The sequence below is a fragment of the Streptacidiphilus sp. BW17 genome, from assembly GCF_041262485.1.
GTDB lineage: Bacteria > Actinomycetota > Actinomycetes > Streptomycetales > Streptomycetaceae > Streptacidiphilus.
In genome coordinates, this window is the sequence record NZ_JBGCCR010000034.1 from 57,813 (window position 1) to 82,853 (window position 25,041).

Sequence of the window (25,041 nt, forward strand, 5' to 3'; positions counted from 1 at the left end):
CGTGATTCAGAGAAAGACGGGGCGGCATTCAGCGACCCCCCGCTTCGCCGTGCACTGACCCTACTCAAACCGCCCGGCCTATTTGGGGGCAGTGAGCCGAACGATAGACCCCGGTTGCGCTGCGACGGAAGCCTGAAAATTTCCTGAGAGAAACCTCAAATATGTCTTCTGTGATCCACGTCACTCATACATGCACCGATATAGCTACATTGTCCGGTTTGTCAGGTCCAGACAAACCGGACACACGGTGCAGATCTTGATCAACATCACTGTGACCTGCAGAAACACATGCTGGACAACCTTGACGACGCGATCGGCCCGCGCGCAGAATCGCCATCGCCGGGGCTCGATGACATGGACATCAGCGGGGGATCCCTTCGGCTATCTCTTTGCCCAGGCTCCCTCTCCGCGAGCTGAGGGCCGTCCGGCTTTCTCCTTTGGATGTCATTCCGACAATGGAACGAGGTAATCCTCTATGCGCACGAGAATGAAGAGCCTGATTGTCGCTGGCGCCGTTTCGGCATTGACCATGCTCGGCGGGGTCAGCCAGGCACATGCGATCAGCGATGGCGACGTGACCACCTGCAGCCATTACGACGAGACTCTGTGCCTCTTCTACAATTCGAACCTCGCGGGGGCTCACGTCGGGATCTACGGCCTGGTGAACAATTACGACGTTGACGTCCCAGACTGCCAGTCCGAAGGGTGCCCCACCTACGAGTACCTCACCTCGGGGAGCGGTGAGCTCCAGAACGTGAAGAACAACTCGGCTTCTGTGTACAACGAGAACAGCTCCTCGGTGTACCAGGTCTTCTACAACAGCAACGAGGCGGGCTCCTCCGACCTGTGGGACCCGGAGGGCTATGGCACCTTCTACGGGAACCTGGTCAACACCTACAACGAGAACGCCTCCCAGGACTGTCAGTGCTCAGCCTGACGACGCGCTAGCCCGAAGGGCGGTCAGCCTGGCCGTGGAGGTCACCTCCTTCAACAGGCCGGCGACACGCGAATCCCTGAGTGCTGTTCAGGACAGCCTCGCCGGTGGCCACCAGGGCTGTCCTACATCACAGACGCCAATGAACTGTCTCTGCTCCGGCGGAGCACACGAGCCGCTTGAGAGAGAAACCATGGACTTCCAGTCACTTCACCGCGCCGTCCGCGCTGTGGCGGTGCTGGTCGCGGGCGCTGCCAGCCTCACCGCGTGCAGCGCAGGAGCACCCTCGGCCAACGCGTCGTCGACACCCGCGCTGACGGTCGCTCAGCCGACCCCCTCGCACGTGGCGACCATTCCGACCGTTTCGGGCCTGTCGCTGCCCATCGAGCCCTACCTGCTCACGCAAGCGACGAATACTGAGATGCTGCGCGCCTCTGGAGTGCTCATCCAGCAGTGCATGACCCGCTATGGCTTCTCGTACACGCCGCCGAACTTCGCCGCCAATGACCCGGCGAGCGACGTCGCGAACATGCCTCGCCGGTACGGAGTGACCGACATGGCGATGGCGCAGAAGTACGGCTACCACAACCCGGCGACCATGGGCTCGCCGTCGACAGGTGCGCCTGCTCCTCAGCCCATGAGTGAAAGCGAGCAGTTGGTGTTCCTGGGCAACACTCCTGGGGGCGGCTTTGAACACGCGAGCCAGGTCTACCAGGGGCAGCAGATCCCTCAGGGGGGCTGCTCGGGTGACGCACAGCGCAAACTCGGCACCGGCATGAACCAGCGTCTGGCCGAGAACATCGACGACACCAGCTACAACCAGTCGCTGGCGAACCCCGTGCTGCTGGCCGCCTTCACGAAGTGGTCAGGCTGTATGAAGCAGAGCGGGTACTCAGTGTCCACGCCCGCCCAGGCCCCCGGTTTCCGGCTGAAGCCGTCGCCGACAACAGCTGAGATCCAGATGGCCGAGACAGATGTGACCTGCAAGAAGCAGGCAAACGTCATCGGCGTATGGTTCGCCGTTGAATCCGCGATCCAGAACAAGCTCATCGCGCAGAACGAAGAGGCCCTGACTGAGCTCAAGCAGTCGGAGCAAGAGACCCTCAAGAAGGCAGCCCAGGTGCTGCAGGGGTCATAATCCGCCGTCATCACAACAAACCGCTCCGCAACAAGGTGTCAGAGCATGGGGGTAACAATGAGCACCAGCGCGCGCGACGATCACAAGCCACGATCCGCGTGGCTCGCCTTGGCCGGCCTCGCGGTCGCCGGATCGCTGCTGAGCGGCTGCTCCTCTCCTGCCACCGCACCGGCTAAGGCGCCGGCAACGAGTGCCCCCGCACGTCCGGAGTACTCCGCTCCGGCCGCTGCGCCGAGCACAGCGCCTCCGAGCCTGTCCTCGGCAGGAGCCCTGGCCGAGGCGGTGCAGGCGCAGCTTCTGCCGCAGCTCGACGCCGACGGCGACCGCTTCGGGACGGGCACGGGGTCGCCCTGCTCAACCTCTAAGGCCTCCGTCTTCACCGCCGCCTGCGAGGCAGCCGCCAAGGCCATCGGCCAGGACACGAGCCAGGCCTTGTCAGCCATCTCCGGGAAGTCGGGCTTCGCCACCTTGCGCCGTGTGGCCACCCAGCTCCAGCAGGCAGTAACCAACTACGAAGCCCTGGGCTGCGGTCTGAGCCCGAGCAGCACGTCCATCAGGCAGCAATGCCTGCCGCCCGCAGCACTGATCGCCCAAGGGGTCCAAGACCTCCAAGATGGTGTGAACCTCGCACTGGCCGGCCGCTGACCGCGAAGGGACGGGCCGTCTCACATGCTCGTCGCCCAGCTCCTGCGGCTGCGCCGTCGAAAGAACAACTATGACCATCGAAGCACCCCTGCAAGCGGACACTCTCACGAGTGTCACAGCCGAGACCGCTGCCTTTGACAAGACGTCATCACCCTTGCGTCGCCGACGCCGCTTGGTAATGTGCGTCGCCGCCGCTGCGGCGCTCGTGTCGGCCGGCGGCGTGGTTGCCGCCACGTCGATCCGTTCTCCCGCTCAGGTTGCCGCCGATACGCAGGCACCCACCCCTAGCGTGATCACCGCCCCGGTCGTGCAAGAGGTCCTGCGCAGCACGGTGGTGCTGCGCGGCACCTTCTCCGACGGGCAGACCATCTCCGCCACGCCCACCTCGGTGGCCGACCCTTCTGGGGCAAACGCCGCTGAAAGCCTGGTGGTCACGGGGGTGTTCGTCCATGCGGGCCAGCAGGTCCGGGCCGGACAGCCGATGGTCGAATACTCGGGCCGCCCCGTCTTCGCCCTGCCTGGGTCCATACCGGTCTACCGGGACCTGGTCCCTGGAGAGTCGGGCAAGGATGTGGCACAGCTCCAGCAGGCCCTTCAATCCCTCGGGTACGGCGTCGGCGCCGACGCATCCGGGACGTTCGGCGATGGCACCAAGGCCGCGGTAACACGCCTCTACACGGCCATGGGCTACGCCGTTCCCCAGACGAGCCAGGCAACCCAGTCTGCCGTTCAGGCAGCTCAGCAGCAGGTGGACTCCCTGACCGCCCAACTCTCCGCCACGCCGACGGGGGCTGGCACGGGCCGCACGCAGAGCGACGCCTCCGCTTCAGGATCGCTCGCATCACTGCACACGCAACTGGCCCAGGCCGAGCAAAGCCTTAGCAAGGCCCAGGCGCAAGCCGGTCCCATGATCCCGGCATCCGAGCTCGTGTTCGTTCCCGTCCTGCCCGCAAGAGTCGTCGCTGTCCCCGTCTCGGTCGGCGATCCGGTCAAGGGACCGGTCGTCACCTTGGCGCGCGGCAATATGGAACTGACGGGCCAAATGGACCCCGCCGACCAGGGACTGGTCAAGGCAGGCATGGTCGCCACGGTGCTTTCCGAAACCACTGGAGACCAAGCCACCGCCACAGTTGCGGCTATCGGCGCGCTTACCACTCCCGCTCAGGGGACATCAGACCCTGACAGCACAGGCGGCGCCTACATACCCCTGCAGATCCGCCCGGACAGCCCTTGGGCAGCCGCCTTCGACGGCCAGGATGTACGGATCACCATCACCGCTGCCGCAACTGCCGGACCGGTGCTCGCCGTGCCGGAAGCAGCAATCTCCTCCGGAGCCGACGCACAGGCCACCATCTCGGTGCTCGGCCCCGGCGGAAGCCAACGCGTCGTTCCGGTCACCACCGGGGTCTCCGCCAACGGCATGGTGCAGGTCGCTCCCCTGAACGGCAGCCTGGCCGCGGGTGCCCGAGTGGTGGTCGGCCAGTGACTGCCATGGTCGAACTGCACCAGGTGGCGAAGACGTATCCGGGGACGCCTGTCGTGCAGGCCCTCAAGCCCGTCAATCTCCGCATCGAGGCGGGCGACCACGTGGCGATCGTCGGCCCTTCAGGATCCGGCAAGTCCACCCTCCTCAACCTGCTCGGCCTGTTGGACCGCCCCAGCGAGGGTCACTACCTCTTGGCCGGTCGTGACGTCTCCGCGCTGAGCGAGCGGGACCGCACCGCGATCCGAGGTCGCCGCATCGGATTCGTCTTCCAGCAGTTCCACCTGCTGTCCCACCGCACAGCTGCCGAGAACGTCGCGCTCGCACTGCTCTACACGGGCATTCCGGCGCGACATCGCATCGCCGCCGCCCACCAGGCTCTGGAGCGGGTCGGGCTCAGCCACCGCCTGCACGCACTGCCCACAACCCTGTCGGGCGGCGAGCGGCAGCGCGTCGCGATCGCCCGTGCGCTCGTCGGCGCCCCTGACATCGTCTTGTGCGACGAACCGACCGGTAACCTCGACTCGCACAACGCACATGCTGTGCTCGACCTCCTGGAGAACCTCAACAGCGACGGCGTCACCCTCATCGTGATCACCCACGATCCAGGTGTCGCGGAGCGCGCCCACCGCCAACTGCAGATCCTCGACGGTGCCGTCAGCCCGGCTGACGTTCCAGAAGCACGCCCGACGGCAGGAACCCTCGCATGACTTCGGACCCAATCCGGTCACCGGCAACACCGGCCACACGACTGCGTCTGAAGGACCTCCCGGCCGAGGCGCTGGCAGGCCTGACGCAACGGCCGACGCGCTCGATCCTGACCATGCTCGGCACCATCCTGGGCGTCGGGGCCTTCGTCACCGTCCTCGGACTGACGACCACGGCCACCGGCCAGATCAGCAATTCCTTCAACCTCCTGCGCGACACCACCGTCACCGTGACCGACACCCCGCCTGCCGACCCTTCACCCGCGGCCGGGCGTATGGACTTCCCCGCCGATACCGACACCCGTCTCCAGCAGCTCAACGGCGTGATAGCCGGCGGCGTCTGGTGGGCCGCCCCCCTGCGGAACCCCACCATCTCGCCGACTCCCAGCAACACCACCGCCTTGCCCCAGGACGGCAGCGTCACGGTGTATGCGGCGTCGCCCGGCACCCTGCAAGCCATGCAGCCGACGCTGCTCACAGGAACGCTCTACAACTCCTTCCACCAAGACCGCGCCGAACACGTATGCGTCCTTGGGTCAGCAGCCGCGCATCTCCTCGGCATCTCCCGCGTCGACAACCAGCCCGCAGTGTTCATCAACGACACCGCGTACACGGTTGTGGGCATCATCTCTGACGCTCAGCAGCTCTCACAGACTCTGATGGGCATACTCATCCCCTCGAGCACGGCACTGCGAGAGTACGGCCCCCCGACCGACTCGCCGGCCCAGGCACTTATCCGCACCCACGTCGGTGCCGCGCAGCTCATCGCCAAGCAAGCCCCGTTGGCCCTGCGACCGGACCAGCCGCAACTGCTCGTCGCAGTTCCGCCACCAGACCCGCACAGCCTGCGAGACCAGGTCAACACCGACCTGTCCAGTCTCTTCCTCATCCTCTCCGCCCTGTGCCTGACGATCGGAGCCGTGGGAATCGCCAACACCACACTCGTCGCCGTCCTCGAACGCACAGGCGAGATCGGCCTTCGACGCTCCCTGGGCGCCCGGCCCCGCCATATCGCCGCCCAATTCCTGAGCGAGTCAACCGTCCTCGGCTTCCTCGGCGGCCTCATCGGCACAAGCGCCGGAGTACTGATCGTCATCACCAGCGCACTGTGGGAGAACTGGACCGCCGTGCTGCAGCCCGCGGCCGTCTTCCCTGCACCTGCCATCGGCGCCCTCGTCGGCCTGCTGGCGGGTCTCTATCCCGCGATCCGTGCGGCGCACATCGAACCCCTCGACGCACTGCGGCGGTAGCACAGCGAGTCGGTAGTGCCACCAGGCGCCCAAGCCCGTCCGTCCCCGAACCACCAAGAGGAACCGTCAACTGCCATGAGCCTCAGGCCCGCCAGCCACAGATGCCCCGCTGCCCGCCGTGCGGTCGAAGCGCGCGCCCGACGCACTCGTGGCAAAGACCGGCCTGGAACTGGCTACTTCGTCCAGCAGGACCAGGCCATGGTGGCGTCGCTGGAGTCCGGCGGCTACCCGCGGGTGAGTTCAAGGACGCCACAACGGAGTTCACCACGACCTCCGGGGTTTACCAAGACTGCGGGTCCACGGCGAACGGCATCAACGACCTGGTGGCTGCCCCACGGGTCCGGGGGACCCTTCCCGCCCGGTGACGCTCAACTGGCAGACCTGGGGCTGCGTCAGCATGGAGAAGGACCGCCCAAGGGCTGACCGTCACCTTCATGGTCGACGTGCCCTACTCGACCCTGTCGTTCTCCGGGGGAGCAGTGAACCGCTGCTACCGGGCGACAGTACCGGGCCCAGGCCGCCCGACAGCTGCTGCATCCGTCGTACCCGTCGCGTGCGAGCAGCTGGCGGTGCCGACCGGGGCCCACACGTAAGTCCATCCACCTAACTGGAGCGATCATGAAATCCGTCCCGCTCAGGAGAGCGCTGCGCCTGCTCCCTGTACTGGCGTTGGCTGCAGGTGTCCTGTTCGGACCGGCCGCCCCACTGGCCAGCGCCGCCGGCCCCACCTGTAACGGGAGCAGCTGCGAGGGACAGAACGCCGAGGCGACGGGCTGCTCCGTCGACGAGATGCCCATCGACGACTCGTCGGAGGGCCAGGGCGGCAGCGACCTCAAGATCTACTACTCGCCGACCTGCGGCACTGTGTGGGCTATGTACACCGAAGTCGACGCCACCGGCGGTTTCGGCACCGCGACGATCTTCACCGTGCCCGACACTGGCGGCCTGGAGACCGCAACCCAGCAGGCCCTCGGCTCCCAGGTCGGACGCAACATCAACGGCAACCTCGCCATCGAGACCGGCATGACCCAGTGGGGCCAGTCCTTCAAGGCGTGCGGTAGCCCCGACGAGAACTCCACCACGATCGACCCGGAGCCCGACGGCGTCGCCTCGCCCAACCTCTACGGCTGGTGCACCGGCTGGCACTAGCCAACCGGCGAACCCCCAACGCGTTCCGCCAAACTCCATACACCTTCGGAGAACTGACTTGCTGAACAGAACCGCCCCGAGGGCAGGGCGCAGGCCCCGCGCCCTCGTCGCCGGTGCCGTGGTCCTCGCCTCCGCCGCGACGATGCTGCTGAGCGGCCCCGCGAGCGTGGCCGCCGCCGCACCGAGCAGCGCCCCCGGCGCCGCCTCGGCCACCGCCTCGACCACCTTCGCCTTCCAAAAGCCCCAGACCGAACTGGGCACCCGGTGGAACCGGTCCGATGACCGGGTGCTCACCGGCATCGGCGACGTCAACGGCTTCCACATCCTCCAGGCCGACGAACGCCAGGCCTTCCGCTGGACGACGATCGCCACCCTCAACGTGCCGGGCATCGACGTCGGGCCGTGGACCGGCTACACCTGCACCACCGGCGACGGACGCTACGTCGCCGCCGTCTACGCACCCTCCTCCGCGACCAACAGCCCGGCCCAGCGCGCCGCCGGCGCCTTCAGCGCCGTGGTCGACGTGGCCACCCACAAGGTCACCCAGGTCGCCTCAGGGATCGCGCTCAACTACTTCACCCCGAGCTGCGGCCTCGACGACCACGTCATCTTCTCCCGCAACACCGTCAACGACGACCAGACCCAGGTCTTCGAGGTCGACGCCCGCACCGGCGCGATCACCCGCTCGACCCACGTGAACGCCCAGTTCACCACGCCGGTGGCGACCAGCACCGGCATCGACGGCATTGTCGGCGGCGCCCTGGTCCGGCTCAACCAGAACGGCAGCTTCACCCGCCTGGCCCAACCGCAGGGACAGCCCTACCAGCTGATGCAGGGCAGCACCGGCGGCCTCGACCTCCTCAGCCTCGCCGACGGCCACTCCGTCCTGCAGCAGTGGAACGGCAAGCGGCTGTCCATCCTCGGCAAGTCCACCAGCCACAACCTCGGCCTGTTCCAGGGGCTCAACGGCCACAACGTGCTCGTGGGCGACACCAAGGGACTGCGCGTCCCCTCCGACGTCCGCACCGTCGCCGCGCCCCATCAGCCCACCGCCGTATCGCTGCGCGGCGACGCGGTCGTCGCCTCCATCGCACCCACGCCGGCCGGGCGCGAGGGCCAGACCCAGAGCGCCCGCGTCGAGATGCGCGGCGCCCTCTCGCGCACGACCGACACCGGACTGATTGCCCTGACCGGCGCCGCGACCAGCACCTTCGGCCCCGGCGGCACTCACACGAACGCTGCGGCGGTGGCCCCGACCGCGACCGCTGGCGCGACCGGGTCACAGGCCACGGCCAGCGGGGTCCACGCGATGACGACCTCCCCGCCCGCCTGCGACTCGAGCGTGCTCACCGGCGGCTACGACAACCAGGGCGAGGCCGTCTCGCTGGTCACGCCGCCCAGCTGCGACACCGTGCCCACCTGCCTGGTGCCCCGCAACGACCCGACCCGCCAGGTGCTCCAGCCCAGTGAGAACATGGTCGAGTGGGCCGTGGACCAGGCGGTCCACGGTCAGATGAACCTGACCCGCCCGGCCGACTGGAACGGCACCGGCGAATCGAGCTACTCGCCCGAGTCCATGTTCCCGCCCACCCCACTGACCGGCGGCGGCACGATCCCCGCGCAGGTAATGCTGGGCATCCTCGCCCAGGAGTCCAACCTCAAGCAGGCATCGTGGCACGCCGTCCCTGGTGACTCGGGCAACCCGCTGAACTCCGACTACTACGGTAACCAGGACAGCATCTCCTCGCTGCCCAACTACGCGGGAACCGACTGCGGTTACGGTATCGCCCAGGTCACCAACGGTATGTCCACCAACCGCGGCACCCCCATGGGCGCCGCCCAGGCCACCGCCGTCGCGACCGACTACGCCGCCAACATCGCGGCGGGCGTCCAGATCCTCGGCCAGACCTGGAACGAGCTCCTCAGCCTCCCGACGCCGATGACCGTCAACAACGGTAGCTCCCAGTACATCGAGAACTGGTACTTCGCCATCTGGGGCTACAACAGCGGCGTCTACACCGACCCGAGCCAGAACAACGGCCGCCTCGGCCTTGGTTGGGCCAACAACCCCGCCAACCCGGCCTACAACCCCACGCGCGAGTTCTTCATGCGCTACAACACCGGTGACGCGGCCCACCCGGGCGACTGGCCCTACCAGGAGAAGGTCCTCGGCTGGGCGGACAGCCCGCAGGTCACCTACGGCAACACCAAGTCCTATTCCGAGGCCACCTACTCGATCAGCGAGTGCACCACCGGGCCCTGCTTCCTGAACCTGCCCTCGAACTACGACATGCTCTGCTCCACCTCGGTCAACAACTGCGACTCGACCCAGCCCACCAACCCCTGCCCGGCGGTCGACAGCAGCTGCTGGTGGAACCAGCCCATCTCCTGGATCAGCGGCGACGAGAGCACCCAGGCCGCCACCGAACACCTCGCCTACAGCCTGGGCTCCTCCGAACCGGCCATCAACCGCCAGTACCCGGCCCCGGACTGCCTCTATCCGGACTTCAGTACCGGCGGCACCGGCAGCACCGTCGTCATCGGCACCATCCCCGACTCCGGCGACAACATCTTCGGCTGCCCCACCAAGACAGACGTCGGCAAGTTCCAACTGCGCCTCGGCGACAACTACGCCGGAAGCACGCTCGACACCAACCCGCTGACGTACGAGAACCCGCTGATCGCACAGATCGACCTGCACCAGCTCGGAGCGGGCTGGATGGGGCACATCTTCTTCACCCACTCCTACGCGCTGAACGACTACCAGAACAAGGTGACCGGCGCCTGGACCCTGCGCCCCGACTCCATCGCCAGCACCGGTGAGACGTTCGACATCCGCGTCCACCTCCCCTCGCACGGCTCGACCGTGACCAACGCCCACTACGTCGTCGCCGAGGGCGACTCCCCAACCGCGGGCGTCGAACCCACCACCGGCTGCACCGTCAGCCAGGCGACGAACGGCACCGACACCTGGCTCGACCTCGGCTCCATCACGCTCTACCCCGGCGCCAGGGTCATGCTCAACAACCTCACCTCGACCGGCACCGGCACCGCCGACGTCGCGTTCGACGCGGTCGCGTTCACCCCCTACGTCTCCGGGAGCTGGTGCCCCAACGGCACCGCCGGCTGACACCGACCGCATTCCTTCGAGGGGCCGGCCCACCGATATCGTGTCGGCGGGCCGGCCCCGCCGCCGCCTTACACGCAGAACGGAAGCCCATGCGCCTGCACCGACCCTCCGCCGCCCTGGCGACCTGCGCCGCCCTGCTCACCCTCGCCACAGGCTGCTCCTCCGCGACGACCGGCCAGACCGGTGAGGCAGGCACCGACACGCCGCCGCCCCGCCACCCGAGCGCCGCCACGGCGGCCCAGGGATCTGCCGCCACCTCGCCGGCCCCCGCCCCCAGCGACCCATCGCTGCCCGGGGGCCTGCAGCCCGCCATGACCACGCACGCGTACGGCGGCCCGCTCCGGGCCCTGACCGCCGCCTTCCCGCTCCAGGCTTTCTTGGCCCACGAGCAGCAGAAGTGGGGCATCACCACCAGCGCCCAGCCGATAAGCGGTCAGCCGCGCCCGGACAAGAGCATCTGGCTGGTGGGCCACGCCAAGGTCTCCGGCCAGGCGATCGACCTGTGGATCACGCTGAACTCGGCTCACCAGGTCACCTCGATCCAGTGCGACGCCGCACGCGGCGACAGCACCCCGGGGCAGCAATTCGTGAACGACTGCGCCTCGTTCCCCTACCCCGGCTCCGATCCGGGAGCGGCAGCGGCGTATGTGTCCCGGGAACGAGAAGCCATCGTTACCCTCGAGGAGAACCGCGCCTACGCCCTCATGCAGGTGGTTGCACCCACCGCCCGGCTCGGGAACAGCGTCTACTACTTCTCCGGATCACAAGGCGACGAGGAACTGATCATCATGGGCGAACCGGCCTCGTGACGGCCCGCGCCGGACACGAGGCCGCCGGCTCGTTCAGCAGGTCGGTCGCCACTCGGCTTTGGTCGGCCGACAGCTGGACGTTGGTGTCCAAGCAGAGCGGCTGGCCGCCGCTCAGCGGTTTCGTCGTGATCCAGTCGAGTTCGGGAGGAGGCGGGGACGGCGCCACAGTCCGGTCGGTGACGCGGGATCGGTGAACGCGCTGTGCGGGATGCGATACGCCGCGGCGCAGGTGCCGTGCAGCAGCCGAAGCAGCTGACCACAGCACCATGTGCTCATGGACGCCCGGCAGGGTCTCGTAGTCGTGCACCAGGCGGCGCGAGCGGAACAGCCAGGCGAAAGTCCGTTCCACGCACCACCTTCTGGGCAGCACCACGAACCTGGAGACGTCATCGGACCGCTTGACGACCTGCACGGTGAGCCGCAGCGTCTGCTTCGCCCAGGTGACCAGGCGGCCCGCGTAGCCGCCGTCGGCCCACACGAGGGTGATCTTCCGGTAGCGGTCGCGGAGCCGTTCCAGTAGTGGCATCGCCGCGTCCCGGTCATGAACGCTCGCCGTGGTGACCATGACCACGAGCAGCAGGCCGAGGCAGTCCACCAGGATGTGGTGCTTGCGTCCTGGCACCCTCTTACGGCAGCGGTCGGCTGCGGATCGCGGCCCGCGTCCTCGCGGACCTGTCCACGCAGCCGGTCGTGAAGTTCGGTCAGCAATCCCTGAGCACCGAAGCGTCGTGCGAACGCGTAGACGCGGTCCCACGCGGGGAAGTCGCCGGGCATCGACCTCCACTTGATTCCGTTGTTGACCAGGTAGCGGACAGCGTCCCGCATCTGCCGGTGGCAGTAGCCTTCCGGCCTGCCGCCCCTGCCCTCCAGCCAGGACGGGATCGGCATCGCGTCCCGCACCACTGCCCACTCCGCGTCCGACATGTCTGACGGATACCGCAGCTGGCGGTCCGGATGGTCGCTCGCGTTCCCCGAACCGGTGCGCGAGGCAGTCACACGACCGGGCAACTGAGTTGGGCGACGCGGGCGCGGCAACGCAAGACTGCGACACGAGGGCCTCCTGGCCTGGCTCGGATCTCGACAGTCCGGAGCTGGCCAGGGGCCCCGCCTTCATGCACACACCCGCCGAAGATCACCAGATCGAGGCGGCCCCGTCGAACCGACGACCGCCATGATCGGTACGACTGCAGCCCTTCACTCCTTCAACTTCAGTAGTCGCATGGGGGAGGGGGTACCCGCCCTGGAGCGTTCCGGGCGCGCCTTCATCGGAGGCGCGCAGTCCGGAATTCGGTGGCCCGTGGGGGACGGGGACCGCTAGCGTGCGCGCGTGAATCTCAAATCGGGCAAGACCGGGGCTGTTCCGTTGGACGCCGAAATTCAGGTTGAGTGGGACGCCTTCCTGGCCGAGGTGCCGAACCCGGCGCTGATGAGCCTGGAGCAGCTGGCGGAGATCCGGGCGTCGGTTGAGGCCGCTGTGGCGGCGATCGACGACCTCGGCCAGGGCGGCCGGTTCACCGTCTCCGAGCACTCGGTGCCCGGCCGGGACGGCGCCCCGGAGGTCCCGTTGCTGGTCTGCACGCCCGCAGGGGCGCCCGCCTCGCGGCCCGCGCTGTACTACCTGCACGGCGGCGGCTTCTACTGCAACGACCACCGCCTCGGGCTCAACCAACTGCTGGAGACCGCCGAGCGCTTCGGGGCCACACTGATCTCAGCCGGCTACCGGCTCGCGCCCGAGCACCGCTACCCGGCGCAGATCGACGACGCCTACACGGGCCTGCTGTGGGTCGCGGACCACGCGGACGAACTCGGCATCGACCCGGAGCGCATCGTCGTCACGGGCAATAGCGCCGGCGGCGGCCTCGGCGCCGCGCTCGCCCTGACCGTGCGTGACAAGGGCGGTCCCCGCCTGCTGGGCCAACTGCTGATGTACCCCATGCTGGACGACCGCAACGACAGCCCCTCCGCCCTGCAGATGGACGGCGTCGACTTCTGGGACCGCAGCTTTAACGGGTTCGGCTGGAGCGCGCTGCTCGGTGACGCCCAAGGTGGGCCCGATGTGCCCGCGTACGCCGCGCCCGCCCGCGCCACCGACCTGAGCGGGCTGCCGCCCGCCTTCCTCGACGTCGGCTCCGCCGAGTGCCTGCGCGACGAGGTCCTCGCCTACGCCGACCGCATCTGGCACGCCGGCGGCCGCGCCGAGCTGCACGTCTGGGCCGGTGGGATCCACGCCTTCGACCGCGAGATCCCTGAGGCCCAGATCAGCCAGGACGCGATCGCGGCTCGCCACCGCTGGCTGGAGCGGCTGCTGGCCGACGCGTCAGGGAGCTAGGCTAGGGCCAATACCGGTGACTTTGGTGGGTTTTGGTCGTTGGGCTTGGTGTGCCAAGGCCGGGTCAGTTGAAGTCGTCGGGGGTTGATCGGTTCTCGGATCGGATCGCGTTGGGGGTGCTGACGCGGGCCTTTCCGCCGGAGCTGGTCGACGAGGTTGTCGCTGAGTGCGGGCGGGTCGAGCAGCGCACGCGTCTGCTGCCTGCGCGGGTGGTTGTCTACTTCGTCCTGGCGATGTGCCTGTTCTTCGGGCAGGGCTACGAAGAGGTGGCCCGGCTGCTGGTCCAGGGCCTGGAACGGGAGGGCCGCTGGGCGAAGACCTGGCGTGTGCCGACCACGGCGGCGATTGGTCGCGCCCGGCTGCGGCTGGGCCCGGAACCGTTGCGGGCCCTTTTCGCGCGGGTGTGTCGGCCGGTCGCCGTCGCTGAGACGCAGGGGGCCTGGTATCGGTGCTGGCGACTGGTCGCGGTCGACGGGACCGTCTTCGACGTCCCGGACACGGCGGCAAACGCACAGGCCTTCGGGCGTCCAGGAACCAGTCGCGGGCAGGGCCGCAGTGCGTATCCGCAGGCCAGGGTCGCCGCCTTGGCCGAGTGCGGCACGCACGCGGTGTTCGCGGCCGAGGTCGGCCCGCTCACGGTCCACGAGACCGTCCTGGCCCAGCGGTTGTTCCCCGCGTTGACGAAGGGGATGCTCGTCCTGGCGGACCGGGGGTTTTGCGGTTTCGACCTGTGGCGGGCCGCGAAATCAGGCGGTGCGGACCTGCTGTGGCGGGTCCGCAGCGTGATCGTGTTGCCGGTCCTGGAAACCCTGGCCGACGGCTCCTATCTGTCGGAGATCGTCGCCGCGCGGGACAACTACCGGCGCGCGGACCCGGAACGGGTGCGGGTGATCGAGTACTCGCTGGGCGGCGGCGGTGGTGGTGACGGCACCGTCTACCGGCTGATCACGACCATCCTCGATCCCGTCCAGGCGCCGGCCGCCGAGCTCGCGGCCCTGTATGCCCAGCGCTGGGAGATCGAGAACACTCTCGATGAGATCAAGAACCATCAGGGCGGGCCCCAGTTGGTGCTGCGTTCCCAACACCCGGCCGGGGTCGAGCAGGAGATCTTCGCGTTCTTGCTGGTCCACCACGCGCTGCGGGACCTGATGCACCAGGCCGCCCTACGGGCCGGCCACGACCCGGACCGGCTCTCCTTCACCCGCACCCTTCGCATCGTCCGCCGCCACGTCACCGGGCAGGCGGCGCTTTCCCCCCTCGCGACTGGCCCGGGCCATCACCCAGAGCCTGCGTGAGATCGCCGAACGCCTGCTGCCCGCACGGCGGTTGCGCTCCAACCCGCGCGTGATCAAACGCAAGATGTCCAACTGGGCCCTCAAACGCGCCGAGCACCACAACCCGCCACGGCCAGACACCCCAACGGTCCGGCTGGTCAAGCCAACCAGAGCCATCTCGACCAGCCGGAAAACAACCTAAATCACCGGTATTGCGCTTAGGTGCGCTGAACAATGTCCGCGGCCCTAGGCATGGTCGGTTCACCAGTCGTGCCACCGACAAGGTGCGCCAGCCCCGGGCCGGTGCGCCCGGGTGGCGCGCCACCGAGGTGGCAGGATGCCGGATGCCGAAGGAGACCACCTGACCCATGGAGGACAACGATGCGCGCCGCGTACCGTGAGGAACTGGAGGCGATCACGGCCGGGCTGGAGCAGATGGCTCAGCTCGCGGGTTCGGCGATCGGCCGGGCCACCACCGCGCTCCTGGACGCCGACCTGCAGCTCGCCGAGAGTGTCATCGCCGCCGACGACAAGCTCGACCAGTTGCAGCGCGACCTGGAGGAACGCGCGATCGCCGTCCTCGCACGCCAGCAGCCGGTCGCCACCGAACTGCGCACCGTGGTGACCGCGCTGCGCGTCAGCGCGGACCTTGAGCGCTCCGGCGACCTGGCCGTGCACGTGGCGAAACTTGCCCGACGCCGCTTCCCCGACCACGCCGTCCCCAGCGAGCTGCACGCCACGGTGCTGGAGATGGGCCACGTCGCGCAGCGCCTGATGGCCAAGGCCGCCGACGTCATCGCCACACGCGAGGTCTTCGTCGCACTCGAACTGGAGGTCGACGACGACGCCATGGACGACCTCCACCGCGCGCTGTTCCGGCGCCTGCTCGACGACCGCTGGCCCCACAGCGTTCAGGACGCGGTCGACGTCACCCTCGCCGGCCGCTTCTACGAGCGGTTCGCCGACCACGCCGTTGCCGTCGCCAACCGCGTCGTCTACCTCGTCACCGGCGAACACACCGACGACCTCCCACCGGACGTAGCTGCCGGCCAGGAGTGACCCGATGCGTCGCAACGCCGTCAGGTGACGATCGCAGTGACCGGACCCGCCCATCCGTGAAGCCAGTTGCCAACGTCCGACGCTCCGCAGCGCGAACGTGATGGCGAGCAGGACCAGGCCCAAGGTCACCGCGGTGGCCAAGACGAGGCGCCGGGGCCGCGCCTGAGCCCGGAAGTCCCGCAACCATCCGCAGCGGGGCCTCGGCCTGCAGGGCCTGCTCGATGTCTGCCAGGGCCCGCTGTTCGCGTTTCGAGAGCATCGCCCACTCCCGTGGTCCTTCCGCCGCGGCGTATACCCCGTCCGCACTCACACATCGCCGCTCGCCGAAGTTCGCGGAGTGGACGCCGGTGGCGGAACTGGCCTCGGTGGGCAGCCGGGACGGAGGTCAGAGCGTACCCCGCAGGGCCAGCAGGAACTCCCTCAGTCGCTGCAGAGCGATGCCCGCGTCGGACAGCTCCGCGGTGGTCGGCTGACGTAGCTGCGGCAGGTTTCGTTCGTCGATGGTGCGGACTATGGAGAACAACTCCGTGGTGACCTGCGACAAGGTCCAGGCGAGCTCGCCCTCGCTGGCGACGGCGGCGACCGCGACTTCGGCGGCGGCGTCATGCAGTCTGACCGCTGTCGGTGCGGTGGGCTGTGCCGGGTCGACCCAGTGCAAGTGGGCGACGAGTCGGTCCAGGGCGAGCTGGTCTCTGTCGCTCAGGTGCCAGACACCGGCCTGCAGGCCTTCCTGGGCGGTTCTGATCAGCTGGGCGACGGTGGCGGAGGCGGTCATCCGTTGCCCAGACGGCGCGTGGGTCCTGCAGTCCACCGATCCACTGCTCCGGACTGCCTGCGGTCCGCACTGGCCAGGGCAGCAGCGTTACGTCGCGCCTCTCGGTGCAGACCATCGGGTTCGAGCGCGGCCACAGCACGGGCGCAGCGTCGCGCCATCGCTCGCAGCACTCTCCACATCCCGTTCAACGCGAGCATGCGGTTGATCCTCCAACAGGGCGACGACGCCGCACATCCGGTGGCAGGTCACCGACGGATGCGCCCAGGCCGACTGGGACCGACGGCTGGCGCCCGCCCAGGCGACCACGGGCGGGCGTCCCTGACGCTACCCGCCGATGCGGCCAGCACCTCTCGACGCGCCCCGAGGCTGATCCGAACGGAGCGCGGTGATGGCCGCCGCGGCCACTCTCGTCGGGCGAGTCTGGGCGTAGTGACGGGTGGCGCGGCCGAGCTCGCTGGTTGCTCGGTTTAGGCCGCCGTGCCGCGCAGGCCGATGACGTTGCCGTCGGCATCTCTGGCGGTGGCGATCTGAGATCCACCGCCGACATCCGTCGGTTCCTGCAGCACGCTCGCCCGGCCGCCGCGAGCGCATCGAACCCGCGCCTGGATATCTGCCACGTCGACGTACGGGACCGGGCCGGTCATGCCCTGTTCGAAGCCGTGTGAGTTGAGGCCGATGTCCTGACTTTCGATGGACCATCCGACGTAGTAGGTGTTCTCGTGGGCTGGCGGCTCGCCGAGGAGTGCGGCGAACAAGGCCTTGGCCTTCTCAACGTGCCTGACCGGATAAATGATCGTCTTGAAGTTGTTCGCCATCTCATGGCACCTGTGGAACCCGGTCTGCTTCATCGCGAGGACGGGATGGTAGCTGACTTCTGGCTGTTCATGGCAGCTCGCACGGCGGGTCTTTGACACACCGGCCCGTGGGTGGGCTGCCGAGCGGCCGATCGCGGATGATGTTTACGAAACGGTCCGAATCGAGAGGTGGCGACCATGAAGTACGTCGTACTCTACGAATCGGTCAATGACCTCGCGGACAAGGCCCCAGCGCATTTCGAAGCCCACGTCGCCCGTTACACGCCGTACATCGAGCGCGGAGAGCTGCTCATGATCGGCCCCTTCGCGGACCCGCAGAAGGACGGTTCCATGGCGGTCTTCGCCAGTAGGGAGTCCGCCGAGGACTTCGTGAAAGGCGATCCGTTCGTCGTCAACGGGGTCGTGAAGTCCTGGCCGATCCTCGAATGGAACGAAGCGATCGCGCTGTAGCGATCAGACTGCGATGCTGCCTTCGTCGGCTGGTTGATCCACCTCGTGATCGCTGGCGCGCACAAGATCACCAGTGGCCGAATGAGGCTGTGCGCGCTGCCAGAGATCGCTACGCCCCGGCTGTGTACGGATGCACCGGCCGGTCGCCGCCGAACGATGCGAACCAGTCATCGACACCCATCGGGGCGATGCCGAGGTGGGCGGCGGCTGGGTCCTGGTCGATGCCGTACAAGGCCGGGTCGTAAAGCCACTCGTGGTCCAGATCCGCGTACACGTTCTCCCGCAGCGAGCCGAGGGCCTGGGCGGTGCCCGGGGTGAGGAGGTCGTAGAGGTCGAGAGTCGCCTCGGTGGCCTCCAGCCAGAACCGGAGCAGGAGTTCCTCGGCCACGCAGCTGAGCTGCACGAAGCCGGGCCCGCTCACCCGTTGTGTGAGGGAGACGGCTGTGACCAGGAGCTTGCGGGCGAACAACGGCGTGTACAGGTGCGAGAACTGTCCGGGTAGGCCTTCGAGTTGCATGAGGCCGCCCTCGCACTGTGCGGCGTTGGGGTTGTCGCCGAGGGTGTCGAGGTCTTGGAAGATCTCGTCGATGAGGATGTCGATGGAGGAGTACATTGCGCCGGGGCAAGGGCGGCGTCCTCGGCCGACACGTTGAACTCCTCATCCACCTCCTCGCCGTCCTCCAGGTCCTCGGCGGTCAGATGTCCGAACGCGGAGGGTCCGACGTCGGCAAGCAGGGGTGCGAGTGCAGCCAGTTTCGACCGCATCTCCTGCCGCTCCTCGTCGCTGACACCGGGTGAGTTCTCCTCTGCGGACTGGGCCTTGCGGTACGCGGCCGCCCGCGAGGACAGGGCCGCGGGGGGCGCGTCGGGGCCGTCCGCCGCAGCGAGGCTCTCGGCGGCGGAGCCCAGATGCAGCTCCACCTCGCACTTGTCGATCGTCCACGCGGCCAGCGCCTGAGTGCTTTCGAGGATCTCGCCGACGACGGACTCGACGGCACCCTCCGCGTCCTCCAGCGACGGTGCCTTCACGAAGACCTTCAACAGCGCGCCGCCCGGGTGGACGCCGACGAAGTGGTCGATGATCTCGACGACCTCCCCGCCCTCGCCCTCGATAGCCTCGATCGCGTCCAGGCCCGCCCGCAGCAAGTGTACGGCGCCGGCCCGCTGCAGCTCGTCGAGAGCGGGTGCGCCCTCGGGCTGGCTGGTGTCCACGGTGACCGCATACGTCATGCCCCCTGCCTGCCCCACGCCACCGACAGCACGCCTGGGAATCCCGGGACAACAGGCTGGCGCACTTGGGATAGAGGCCACCTTGTCCAGTGCACTCGGACACGCCGTGCGCACTCACCGCCTGCTCGCGAACCCGGCCCGGCCGGCCGGCCGTGCCGGCCCGCCCGGCCGCGGCAGAGCGCCAGATCTGGACCCTGGCCCAGGCGGTCTGCTTCCTGCGGGTGTGCCGGACCCTGGACCCCGCGTTCGCGGACCTTATCGAGCTGCTGATCGGCACCGGACTGCGCAAGGGTGAGGCACTCGGGCTGTGCTGGGACGACGTCGACCCGGCCGAGCACACGCTTCGCGTGCGCCGGACGCTGTCCGCGATCAACAACAGCCGCATGGTGGTCTCCACGCCGAAGACCCGCGCCTCCAAAGCCAAGGTCGCCCTCTCCCCGCGCGTCCAGCAGGCACTCGACCGACGCCGGGCGAACCGGCCCGAGGTGGTGGCGGGGGAGTGGGGCGTGCACGGCGGGTTCGTGTTCTGCCGCCCCGACGGCCGCCCGCGGCACCCGCAGTGGGTCCTCAACCACTTCCACACCATCGCCCGCATCGCCAGCGTGCCCTGCTGCGCCATCCACGACTTGCGCCACCTGGCCGCCGCCGCAGGAAGTGCAGGTCCAGCAAGACCCGCGCTATGCGTAGGGTGAAACGGGTACGCGGGGCTGGTACGACGGCTCGGGCCGTAGTCGACCGGCAGGATCGCCAGCGTCGACTCGGCTGCACTGTAGGGGAGTTGGCTATCGGCGTCCTGCTGGAACTGGCCGAGGGCGAGAAGCAGGAGTAGCAGCTCGTGCGGGGCTCGGACCCCGCCAGTGCTTCATCGACGTAGTTGGGTGGTTCGCTTAAGCCGGTCCATGAGCCCAAACGGTCCCGTGCACGCGAAGGCGGGGCCTTTGTAGGGGTGGCCTTGTCGTTCGGAGGGTGGGCTGTGGTCACCGCCGTGGCTTGTGTCGCGTTGTCGCCAGTCGAACGAGCTCGGTGAGTCCGACGGCGACTGCGGCGCAGCACATCAAGACGCCAAAGCCGACCGCCAACCGGTCCGAGCCGGTCGCGGTCTGCAGGGAGCCGTCCGTACCTGCTCGTACGGGTATGGCACTGCCCGGTTGGTAGTCGTTCTGGGTGGTGACCCAGGCTCCGTGGTGGACCGTGGGGTCGTCGCTGAGACGTAGGTCGCCCTGGCAGGTGTTGACCGGGTGGGAGCCTGCGCCGAGGGCGCAGGAGCTGACGGTGAGGGTGCCCGAACGGCCGCTCCACCCCATGTCCCCTGTGAACGTTGGCCACAGGGTCGCCAGCAGCGCGGCCCCGATCACGACGAACCCCAGCCCGCGCAGCAGCTGCGGCCGGTTACCCGTGCCGCGGCGGCGCCCCACCGGTATGTAGCCGGCCATCTCCGCCTCCGTCTCCGAACGAAGCCACAGGGTCGCACAGCCTCCGCGGCGCGCTGTCACCAGGGGCGGATTGAACCCGCAGCTCAGCCGAACGGAATGGACTAAGACGGGGAGAGCCGGGTCTTCGGGGCATGTCGCACAGGTCAGTTTCGACGACAACGATCTTTATCGGGGCGACCAATGCTCTGGAAGCCCGAACAGGTACTGCTTCGCCTGCGCGCTCAGTGACTTCCGTCGCATCGAATAGGTGCGCTGTGTCCTGGGGGCCGTCGCCGCGCAGTCCGTCGGGCAGGCATCAGTGTTGAGGTAGAGGCCCGTCCTCGGTGTGTGTTGGCAAGGGGCAGTTGACAGGGCGTTTGAGCCGAACGTCCCAGGTGGCAGGCGTCTAGGGCGGGGTCGGTCGCGACGGCGCGCCCTCTCGCTCGGAGCCTGGCAGCATCGAATTATGCACCCAGCCAATACCACCGGAGCGGGCCATTCGGTTCTGTACTACGGCTCCCTGGAGACACAGCACGTCCTGCAGGTGTTCTTGGAAGCGCGCGATGCGGGCAGTGCCACGATGGCCGAGTCCCTGCTCGGGACGATCCGTAAGGCCGCCGACGACGGCAGGTTTGTTGTGCAGTTCCACTTCGCGGCGAACATCGACGACGAGTTCGGGGGACGGGGTTCGCGGCGCTCCCTAAGCGCACTCGGAGCTGCAGCCGATGTCGGGGCTGGCGAGTTCGTCGCGTTTCTGGACGCACTGTTCTCGTGTCAACCTGCGTGCTTTGCCCATGACTCGTTGTGCGACCCGCGGTTCCTGCTCGACGTAGCAGGCCGAGTGCCGGGTCTGCGGTCGGATGGATTCGACCAGAAGGTCTTGAAGGACACCTACGCGGACTGGGCGGCGACTGCCGCTGCGGCCTTCCAGCTTTGCGGCCTATGGGGAACCCCGACGATATTGTTCGACAAACGCGTGATCTGGCTGGACAAGCTCGTCGTGCTCGGGGTGCCCCGAGATCCGATGCTCACGCCACGGCAGTTCCTCGCCAGTATCCGGGCGTAGCCGCGGTGCGAGAAACGTGCACAAGTCGCCCGGCAGTGCGTGCATCGATGGATGAGGGCAGTATCTACGATCGCAGGAGCGGGTCGATTGGTGCAGCACGGTGTTTGACACGGCAGCGAGTTCGCTACGGCAGCTCGCTATCGGGGCAGGCGCCTCATGGTCGTTTCACGGTCCATGGTCAGGCCCCGGCCTGGGCCGCTGTGATCCTCGTCGGCCTGTTTGCCACTGGCGGCGAGGCGACCTTGCGCGGTTTGCTTCAGGACCTGGCGAGCGTGATCCGGTCGGTAGGGTTCCGATCCCTTGCTGATGGGCTGACCCGGGTTGTCGGAACCGGCTCAGAGGCGTGGGACCAACGAATTGCAGGTGGGTGTGTGGGCTGCTAGCGGGTGCTGCGGCGCTCGGTTCGCTCTGGCGGGGAGGGCTGCCCGAGCAGCGTGGGGAAGGTACCGACCGCGTCCAACGCCATGGCAAGCTCGGCGACGATCATCGGGTCGTCCAGCGGGCCGCGCAGGAACTCCTCCAGCCGGCGCATCCGGTACCGCACGGTGTTCTCGTGGCAGTACAGAACCCGCGCCGCCTCCGCGGCCGAGCCGCGCGCGGCGAGCCAAGCGCGGGCGGTGGCCAGCAGTGTCGTGCGTTCCGCCTCGGGTAGTGACAGCAGGCCACCCAGCACGCGGTTGACGGCGCGTCGGGTGGTGTCCAGGTTGGTCATCACCAGCTCCGTCAACGGCGTGTCGTCCAGCTGGCGGACTCCCGGTGCCGCCGATGGCAGGGATTCGAGCGCCACCTGCGCGTAGCGAAGCGCTCGGCCGGTGTGGTCGAGCTGGTGGTAGACGGGGCTCACGCCCACTCGGCCGGTCGCGCAGGCGCCGATCGCCTCCAGGACGGGAGCCGTTGGCTGCGCGGGCAGGGACAGGACCGCGATCTCGTGCCCTGGCTGCGCCCGCCAGGCGGAACGCACGTGCAGCGCCTGCAGCTTGGGCTCCAGGCCGGCCAGTGGCGGTTCGGCGAGCTTGACCGCCTCGGCCGTCAGCACCACGAACGAGCCCTGGTAAGGGAAGTCGAGCATTCGCGCGATCTCCCACACCGACTCACCGACCGGCAGCTCACCGTCGACCAGCGCGGCCACGAGGGCCGAGCGCCGGCGGTCCGTGTCCAGCATCTGCTGGGCGGCCGCCTCCCGGTAAGCGTCGGTGAGCGCCAGCGCGTAGATGTCGGCCAAGGACCACACCCTGGTTGCCGCGGCCAGCAGCGCCCGCGTCGGCTGCTCGCCCCGTACGTGCGCCTCGGCGAGCAGCTGCTCCCAGAAGTACGCGAAGCTCAGCCGGTAGCATCGCAGGATTTCCGGCAGTGGTGCGCCCTGCAGGGCCCGCTTGCGGCCGGTCGCGCTCGGCGCCGTCACATCGGCTGAGCCCGCCGCAGGCGCGGTCAGGTGCGCGAGGATGAAGTCCACACTGCCGCGCAGTCCCTCGAGGAGATCCTCCCGGCTGACCACGGCACTGCGGTAGAACTCCATCTCCCCGGCGATGAGATCGGCCATGGCGGTGACGAGGGAGTCCGTTCGTGCGCTCAGTGCACGGGCGATGTCGGCGGTGACGGCGTCGGAGGCTGGTTCGGGCATCCCCAGAGCCTAGCCAGCAGCGTTGGCAGGTGCGCCGTATCCGGGCGTTCTTCGCCACGGCAGTCCGGAGCTGTCGACGCCGACAGAAAACCTTGTTGCTGTCGCCATGGAACCGCCGGGTCTGTCCACGCCATGATCGTGTGCGTCCGTGCCCCGGTCCACAGGGCATTTCGGCAGTCAATGGGGAAAGAGAACAGAGCAGTTGAGCAACCTCGCCGCCAATCTCACGGACACGGCCGGGCGGGTTCCGCATCGCCCCGCAGTCCGGCTCGGCCGGGAAGTGCTGACCTACGCGGGCCTGGACGAGGCCAGCGCGTGCGTGGCCGGTGGCCTGATCGCCCACGGCGTTCGACCGGGCGACCGTGTCGGACTGGTCCTGGATCGCGCCCCGGCCTTCGCGGCGCTCTACTACGGAGTGCTGCGTGTCGGCGCGGTCGCCGTCGTCGTCAGCCCCCAACTGGGGCGGGACAAGACCCACGACTTCCTCGACGCTTCCGGCACTCGCCTCTGCTTCGCCGAAGGCAGCGATGCGGCGCAACCAACCGAACCGGACCTGCCCGCGCGGTGTCTACGGGTCACCGTGGGCCCGGACTTCCTCGACCAGGTGGCCCTCTGGCCCCAGCATGCCGGCCTCGTGCACCGAGCCGACGACGAGACCGCCGTGGTGACCGTGGCGCCGCCGGCCGACGGCGATCCCTTCGACGCCGCCGCAGCATCCACCGGTCTCAGCCACCGAGAGCTCCAGCTGGCGGCGTTCATTGCAGCCACGCTCCTGCTCGACCTCAAACCCTCCGACACGGTGCTCAGCTACGCCCCGATGTCCGGCACCTTCGGCCAGACCTGCACCCTCAACGCCGTCATCCTCGCCGGCGCCGCTCTGAGTCAACCCCTGAACCCCGACGACCTGACCGCTGCGGCGCGAACCATCGATCAGCACGGCGTGACGATCCTCGCGGGGGAACTGGCTGTCTTCTCCGCCTTCTCCGCCCTCCTCCACACCGCTCCGCGCGGTCTGAGCGGCACGACCCTCCGCCTGGGCGTTTCCAGTCGCCCTCCGCCATCAGAAGAGACCAGGACCCGCATCACCGGCACACTCGGTGTGCCACTCGTCGAGGCGGAGTGGCTGACTGGCGGACATTGACGGAGATTGAATACGACCTGCCTTTTCTCCATGATCGGCGGGCATGCCCGCCCCGGCACGGTCGACCCGGAGACGCCTGCCGCACCGGGCGAGCACCGGCCCGAGCTCGAACACCTGAAGGGTGAGTGTCATGAACGCCTCCCACGATCCGAAGGCTGATCCCGCGGCGAAGCTCGCGCAACCGGGGTTGGAGCCCAGCGTGGGCGCCGTTCCCGCGGAACGTCCGGAGTTCCACCCCTACCACCACCCGGCGGCGGGCTGGGGCGCTGCCAAGAGTGTCACGAAGTTCCTGACGCGTGAGGGCGAGTACGTCGACGGCCCGCGCGCGATCATGAAGATGAACCACGAGAACGGCGGCTTCGACTGCCCCGGCTGCGCCTGGCCCGACGACATCAAGGGCCTGAAGCTGGACCTGTGCGAGAACGGCATCAAGCACGTCACGTGGGAGATGACCCGCAAGCGGGTCGATCGCGCGTTCTTCGCCGCGCACACGGTCACCGAGCTCGAGGAGTGGAGCGACTTCGCGCTGGAGGACCAGGGCCGCCTCACCGAGCCGATGGTCTACGACGCGGCCACCGACCACTACGTGCCGATCAGTTGGAAGGACGCCTTCGAACTCGTCGG

The 25,041-nt window shown here is 68.3% G+C and carries 23 protein-coding genes and 3 pseudogenes; 17 read left to right on the forward strand and 9 right to left on the reverse strand.

What is annotated here, in order from left to right; all coding sequences use genetic code 11:
- The first annotated feature begins 487 nt into the window (after positions 1 to 487).
- The 9 genes from ABH940_RS30470 (at position 488) to ABH940_RS30510 (ending at position 11,245) form a co-directional block, all read left to right on the forward strand.
- Positions 488 to 937, forward strand: a complete 450-nt coding sequence (locus tag ABH940_RS30470) for a hypothetical protein (protein ID WP_370106731.1) — start codon at positions 488 to 490, stop codon at positions 935 to 937.
- A gap of 190 nt (positions 938 to 1,127) precedes the next feature.
- Positions 1,128 to 2,072 (forward strand): hypothetical protein, encoded by a 945-nt coding sequence (locus tag ABH940_RS30475; protein ID WP_370106732.1) that lies wholly within the window; start codon positions 1,128 to 1,130, stop codon positions 2,070 to 2,072.
- Positions 2,073 to 2,129: 57 nt separating this feature from the next.
- Positions 2,130 to 2,717, forward strand: coding sequence for a hypothetical protein (locus ABH940_RS30480; protein ID WP_370106733.1), 588 nt, complete (start codon positions 2,130 to 2,132; stop codon positions 2,715 to 2,717).
- 70 nt (positions 2,718 to 2,787) lie between these two features.
- A complete protein-coding gene (locus ABH940_RS30485) occupies positions 2,788 to 4,203 on the forward strand; it encodes a peptidoglycan-binding protein (RefSeq protein WP_370106734.1) in 1,416 nt (471 codons plus the stop codon).
- Positions 4,204 to 4,208: 5 nt separating this feature from the next.
- Positions 4,209 to 4,910, forward strand: coding sequence for an ABC transporter ATP-binding protein (locus ABH940_RS30490; protein WP_370106735.1), 702 nt, complete (start codon positions 4,209 to 4,211; stop codon positions 4,908 to 4,910).
- Positions 4,907 to 6,157, forward strand: a complete 1,251-nt coding sequence (locus ABH940_RS30495; RefSeq protein WP_370106736.1) for an ABC transporter permease — start codon at positions 4,907 to 4,909, stop codon at positions 6,155 to 6,157. The genes ABH940_RS30490 and ABH940_RS30495 overlap by 4 nt, the downstream gene beginning before the upstream one ends.
- Positions 6,158 to 6,775: 618 nt before the next feature.
- Positions 6,776 to 7,306 (forward strand): DUF2690 domain-containing protein, encoded by a 531-nt coding sequence (locus ABH940_RS30500; protein WP_370106737.1) that lies wholly within the window; start codon positions 6,776 to 6,778, stop codon positions 7,304 to 7,306.
- 58 nt (positions 7,307 to 7,364) lie between these two features.
- Positions 7,365 to 10,436: a hypothetical protein gene (locus ABH940_RS30505; protein ID WP_370106738.1), complete on the forward strand. Its 3,072-nt coding sequence runs from the start codon at positions 7,365 to 7,367 to the stop codon at positions 10,434 to 10,436.
- A gap of 89 nt (positions 10,437 to 10,525) precedes the next feature.
- Positions 10,526 to 11,245 carry a hypothetical protein gene (locus tag ABH940_RS30510; protein WP_370106739.1) on the forward strand — a complete coding sequence of 240 codons (720 nt, stop codon included), beginning with the start codon at positions 10,526 to 10,528 and terminating at the stop codon, positions 11,243 to 11,245.
- On the opposite strand, the gene ABH940_RS30515 is transcribed toward ABH940_RS30510, so the two are convergent.
- Positions 11,223 to 12,029, reverse strand: coding sequence for a transposase (locus ABH940_RS30515; RefSeq protein ID WP_370106759.1), 807 nt, complete (start codon positions 12,027 to 12,029; stop codon positions 11,223 to 11,225). The genes ABH940_RS30510 and ABH940_RS30515 overlap by 23 nt on opposite strands.
- A pseudogene (locus ABH940_RS30520) lies at positions 11,996 to 12,169 on the reverse strand (transposase); the annotation flags it as partial. The gene ABH940_RS30515 and the pseudogene ABH940_RS30520, both read right to left, overlap by 34 nt.
- A 403-nt stretch (positions 12,170 to 12,572) precedes the next feature.
- Here ABH940_RS30520 and ABH940_RS30525 point away from each other — a divergent pair.
- The 3 genes from ABH940_RS30525 to phoU all read left to right on the forward strand — a co-directional run bounded on the left by ABH940_RS30525 (position 12,573) and on the right by phoU (position 15,907).
- Positions 12,573 to 13,574, forward strand: coding sequence for an alpha/beta hydrolase (locus ABH940_RS30525; RefSeq protein WP_370106740.1), 1,002 nt, complete (start codon positions 12,573 to 12,575; stop codon positions 13,572 to 13,574).
- 50 nt (positions 13,575 to 13,624) lie between these two features.
- Positions 13,625 to 14,869, forward strand: a complete 1,245-nt coding sequence (locus ABH940_RS30530; RefSeq protein WP_370106741.1) for an IS4 family transposase — start codon at positions 13,625 to 13,627, stop codon at positions 14,867 to 14,869.
- 360 nt (positions 14,870 to 15,229) lie between these two features.
- The gene (gene phoU / locus ABH940_RS30535; RefSeq protein ID WP_370106742.1) at positions 15,230 to 15,907 is read left to right on the forward strand and encodes a phosphate signaling complex protein PhoU; all 678 of its coding nucleotides are present in this window, start codon (positions 15,230 to 15,232) and stop codon (positions 15,905 to 15,907) included.
- 385 nt (positions 15,908 to 16,292) lie between these two features.
- Here phoU and ABH940_RS30540 read toward each other — a convergent pair whose 3' ends face one another.
- Both ABH940_RS30540 and ABH940_RS30545 read right to left on the reverse strand, forming a co-directional pair.
- The gene (locus tag ABH940_RS30540; RefSeq protein ID WP_370106743.1) at positions 16,293 to 16,682 is read right to left on the reverse strand and encodes a hypothetical protein; all 390 of its coding nucleotides are present in this window, start codon (positions 16,680 to 16,682) and stop codon (positions 16,293 to 16,295) included.
- A gap of 467 nt (positions 16,683 to 17,149) precedes the next feature.
- Positions 17,150 to 17,497 (reverse strand): VOC family protein, encoded by a 348-nt coding sequence (locus tag ABH940_RS30545; RefSeq protein WP_370106744.1) that lies wholly within the window; start codon positions 17,495 to 17,497, stop codon positions 17,150 to 17,152.
- Between the two features lie 177 nt (positions 17,498 to 17,674).
- On the opposite strand from ABH940_RS30545, the gene ABH940_RS30550 reads away from it, so the two are divergent.
- Positions 17,675 to 17,947, forward strand: a complete 273-nt coding sequence (locus ABH940_RS30550) for a YciI family protein (RefSeq protein ID WP_370106746.1) — start codon at positions 17,675 to 17,677, stop codon at positions 17,945 to 17,947.
- 109 nt (positions 17,948 to 18,056) lie between these two features.
- On the opposite strand, the gene ABH940_RS30555 is transcribed toward ABH940_RS30550, so the two are convergent.
- Both ABH940_RS30555 and ABH940_RS30560 read right to left on the reverse strand, forming a co-directional pair.
- On the reverse strand, positions 18,057 to 18,368 hold the full coding sequence (locus ABH940_RS30555) for a hypothetical protein (protein WP_370106748.1): 312 nt from the start codon (positions 18,366 to 18,368) through the stop codon (positions 18,057 to 18,059).
- Positions 18,365 to 19,159, reverse strand: a complete 795-nt coding sequence (locus ABH940_RS30560) for a hypothetical protein (protein ID WP_370106750.1) — start codon at positions 19,157 to 19,159, stop codon at positions 18,365 to 18,367. Before ABH940_RS30560 ends, ABH940_RS30555 begins: the two co-directional genes overlap by 4 nt.
- A 239-nt stretch (positions 19,160 to 19,398) precedes the next feature.
- Between ABH940_RS30560 and ABH940_RS30565 the strand changes: the two genes are divergently transcribed.
- Positions 19,399 to 19,869 (forward strand): tyrosine-type recombinase/integrase, encoded by a 471-nt coding sequence (locus tag ABH940_RS30565; protein WP_370106760.1) that lies wholly within the window; start codon positions 19,399 to 19,401, stop codon positions 19,867 to 19,869.
- Here ABH940_RS30565 and ABH940_RS30570 read toward each other — a convergent pair.
- Positions 19,866 to 20,078, reverse strand: a pseudogene (locus tag ABH940_RS30570) (restriction endonuclease); the annotation flags it as partial. The gene ABH940_RS30565 and the pseudogene ABH940_RS30570 sit on opposite strands and share 4 nt — an antisense overlap.
- A gap of 76 nt (positions 20,079 to 20,154) precedes the next feature.
- A complete protein-coding gene (locus ABH940_RS30575) occupies positions 20,155 to 20,610 on the reverse strand; it encodes a hypothetical protein (protein ID WP_370106751.1) in 456 nt (151 codons plus the stop codon).
- Positions 20,611 to 21,055: 445 nt separating this feature from the next.
- Between ABH940_RS30575 and ABH940_RS30580 the strand changes: the two genes are divergently transcribed.
- On the forward strand, positions 21,056 to 21,655 hold the full coding sequence (locus ABH940_RS30580) for a DsbA family protein (protein ID WP_370106752.1): 600 nt from the start codon (positions 21,056 to 21,058) through the stop codon (positions 21,653 to 21,655).
- Between the two features lie 379 nt (positions 21,656 to 22,034).
- Here the strand turns inward: ABH940_RS30580 and ABH940_RS30585 are convergent, their stop codons facing one another.
- Positions 22,035 to 23,276, reverse strand: a complete 1,242-nt coding sequence (locus ABH940_RS30585) for a PucR family transcriptional regulator (RefSeq protein WP_370106753.1) — start codon at positions 23,274 to 23,276, stop codon at positions 22,035 to 22,037.
- A 202-nt stretch (positions 23,277 to 23,478) separates the two neighbouring features.
- Between ABH940_RS30585 and ABH940_RS30590 the strand changes: the two genes are divergently transcribed.
- Positions 23,479 to 24,417 carry an AMP-binding protein gene (locus tag ABH940_RS30590; RefSeq protein WP_370106754.1) on the forward strand — a complete coding sequence of 313 codons (939 nt, stop codon included), beginning with the start codon at positions 23,479 to 23,481 and terminating at the stop codon, positions 24,415 to 24,417.
- A 130-nt stretch (positions 24,418 to 24,547) separates the two neighbouring features.
- Positions 24,548 to 25,041: pseudogene (locus ABH940_RS30595) on the forward strand (formate dehydrogenase); the annotation flags it as partial.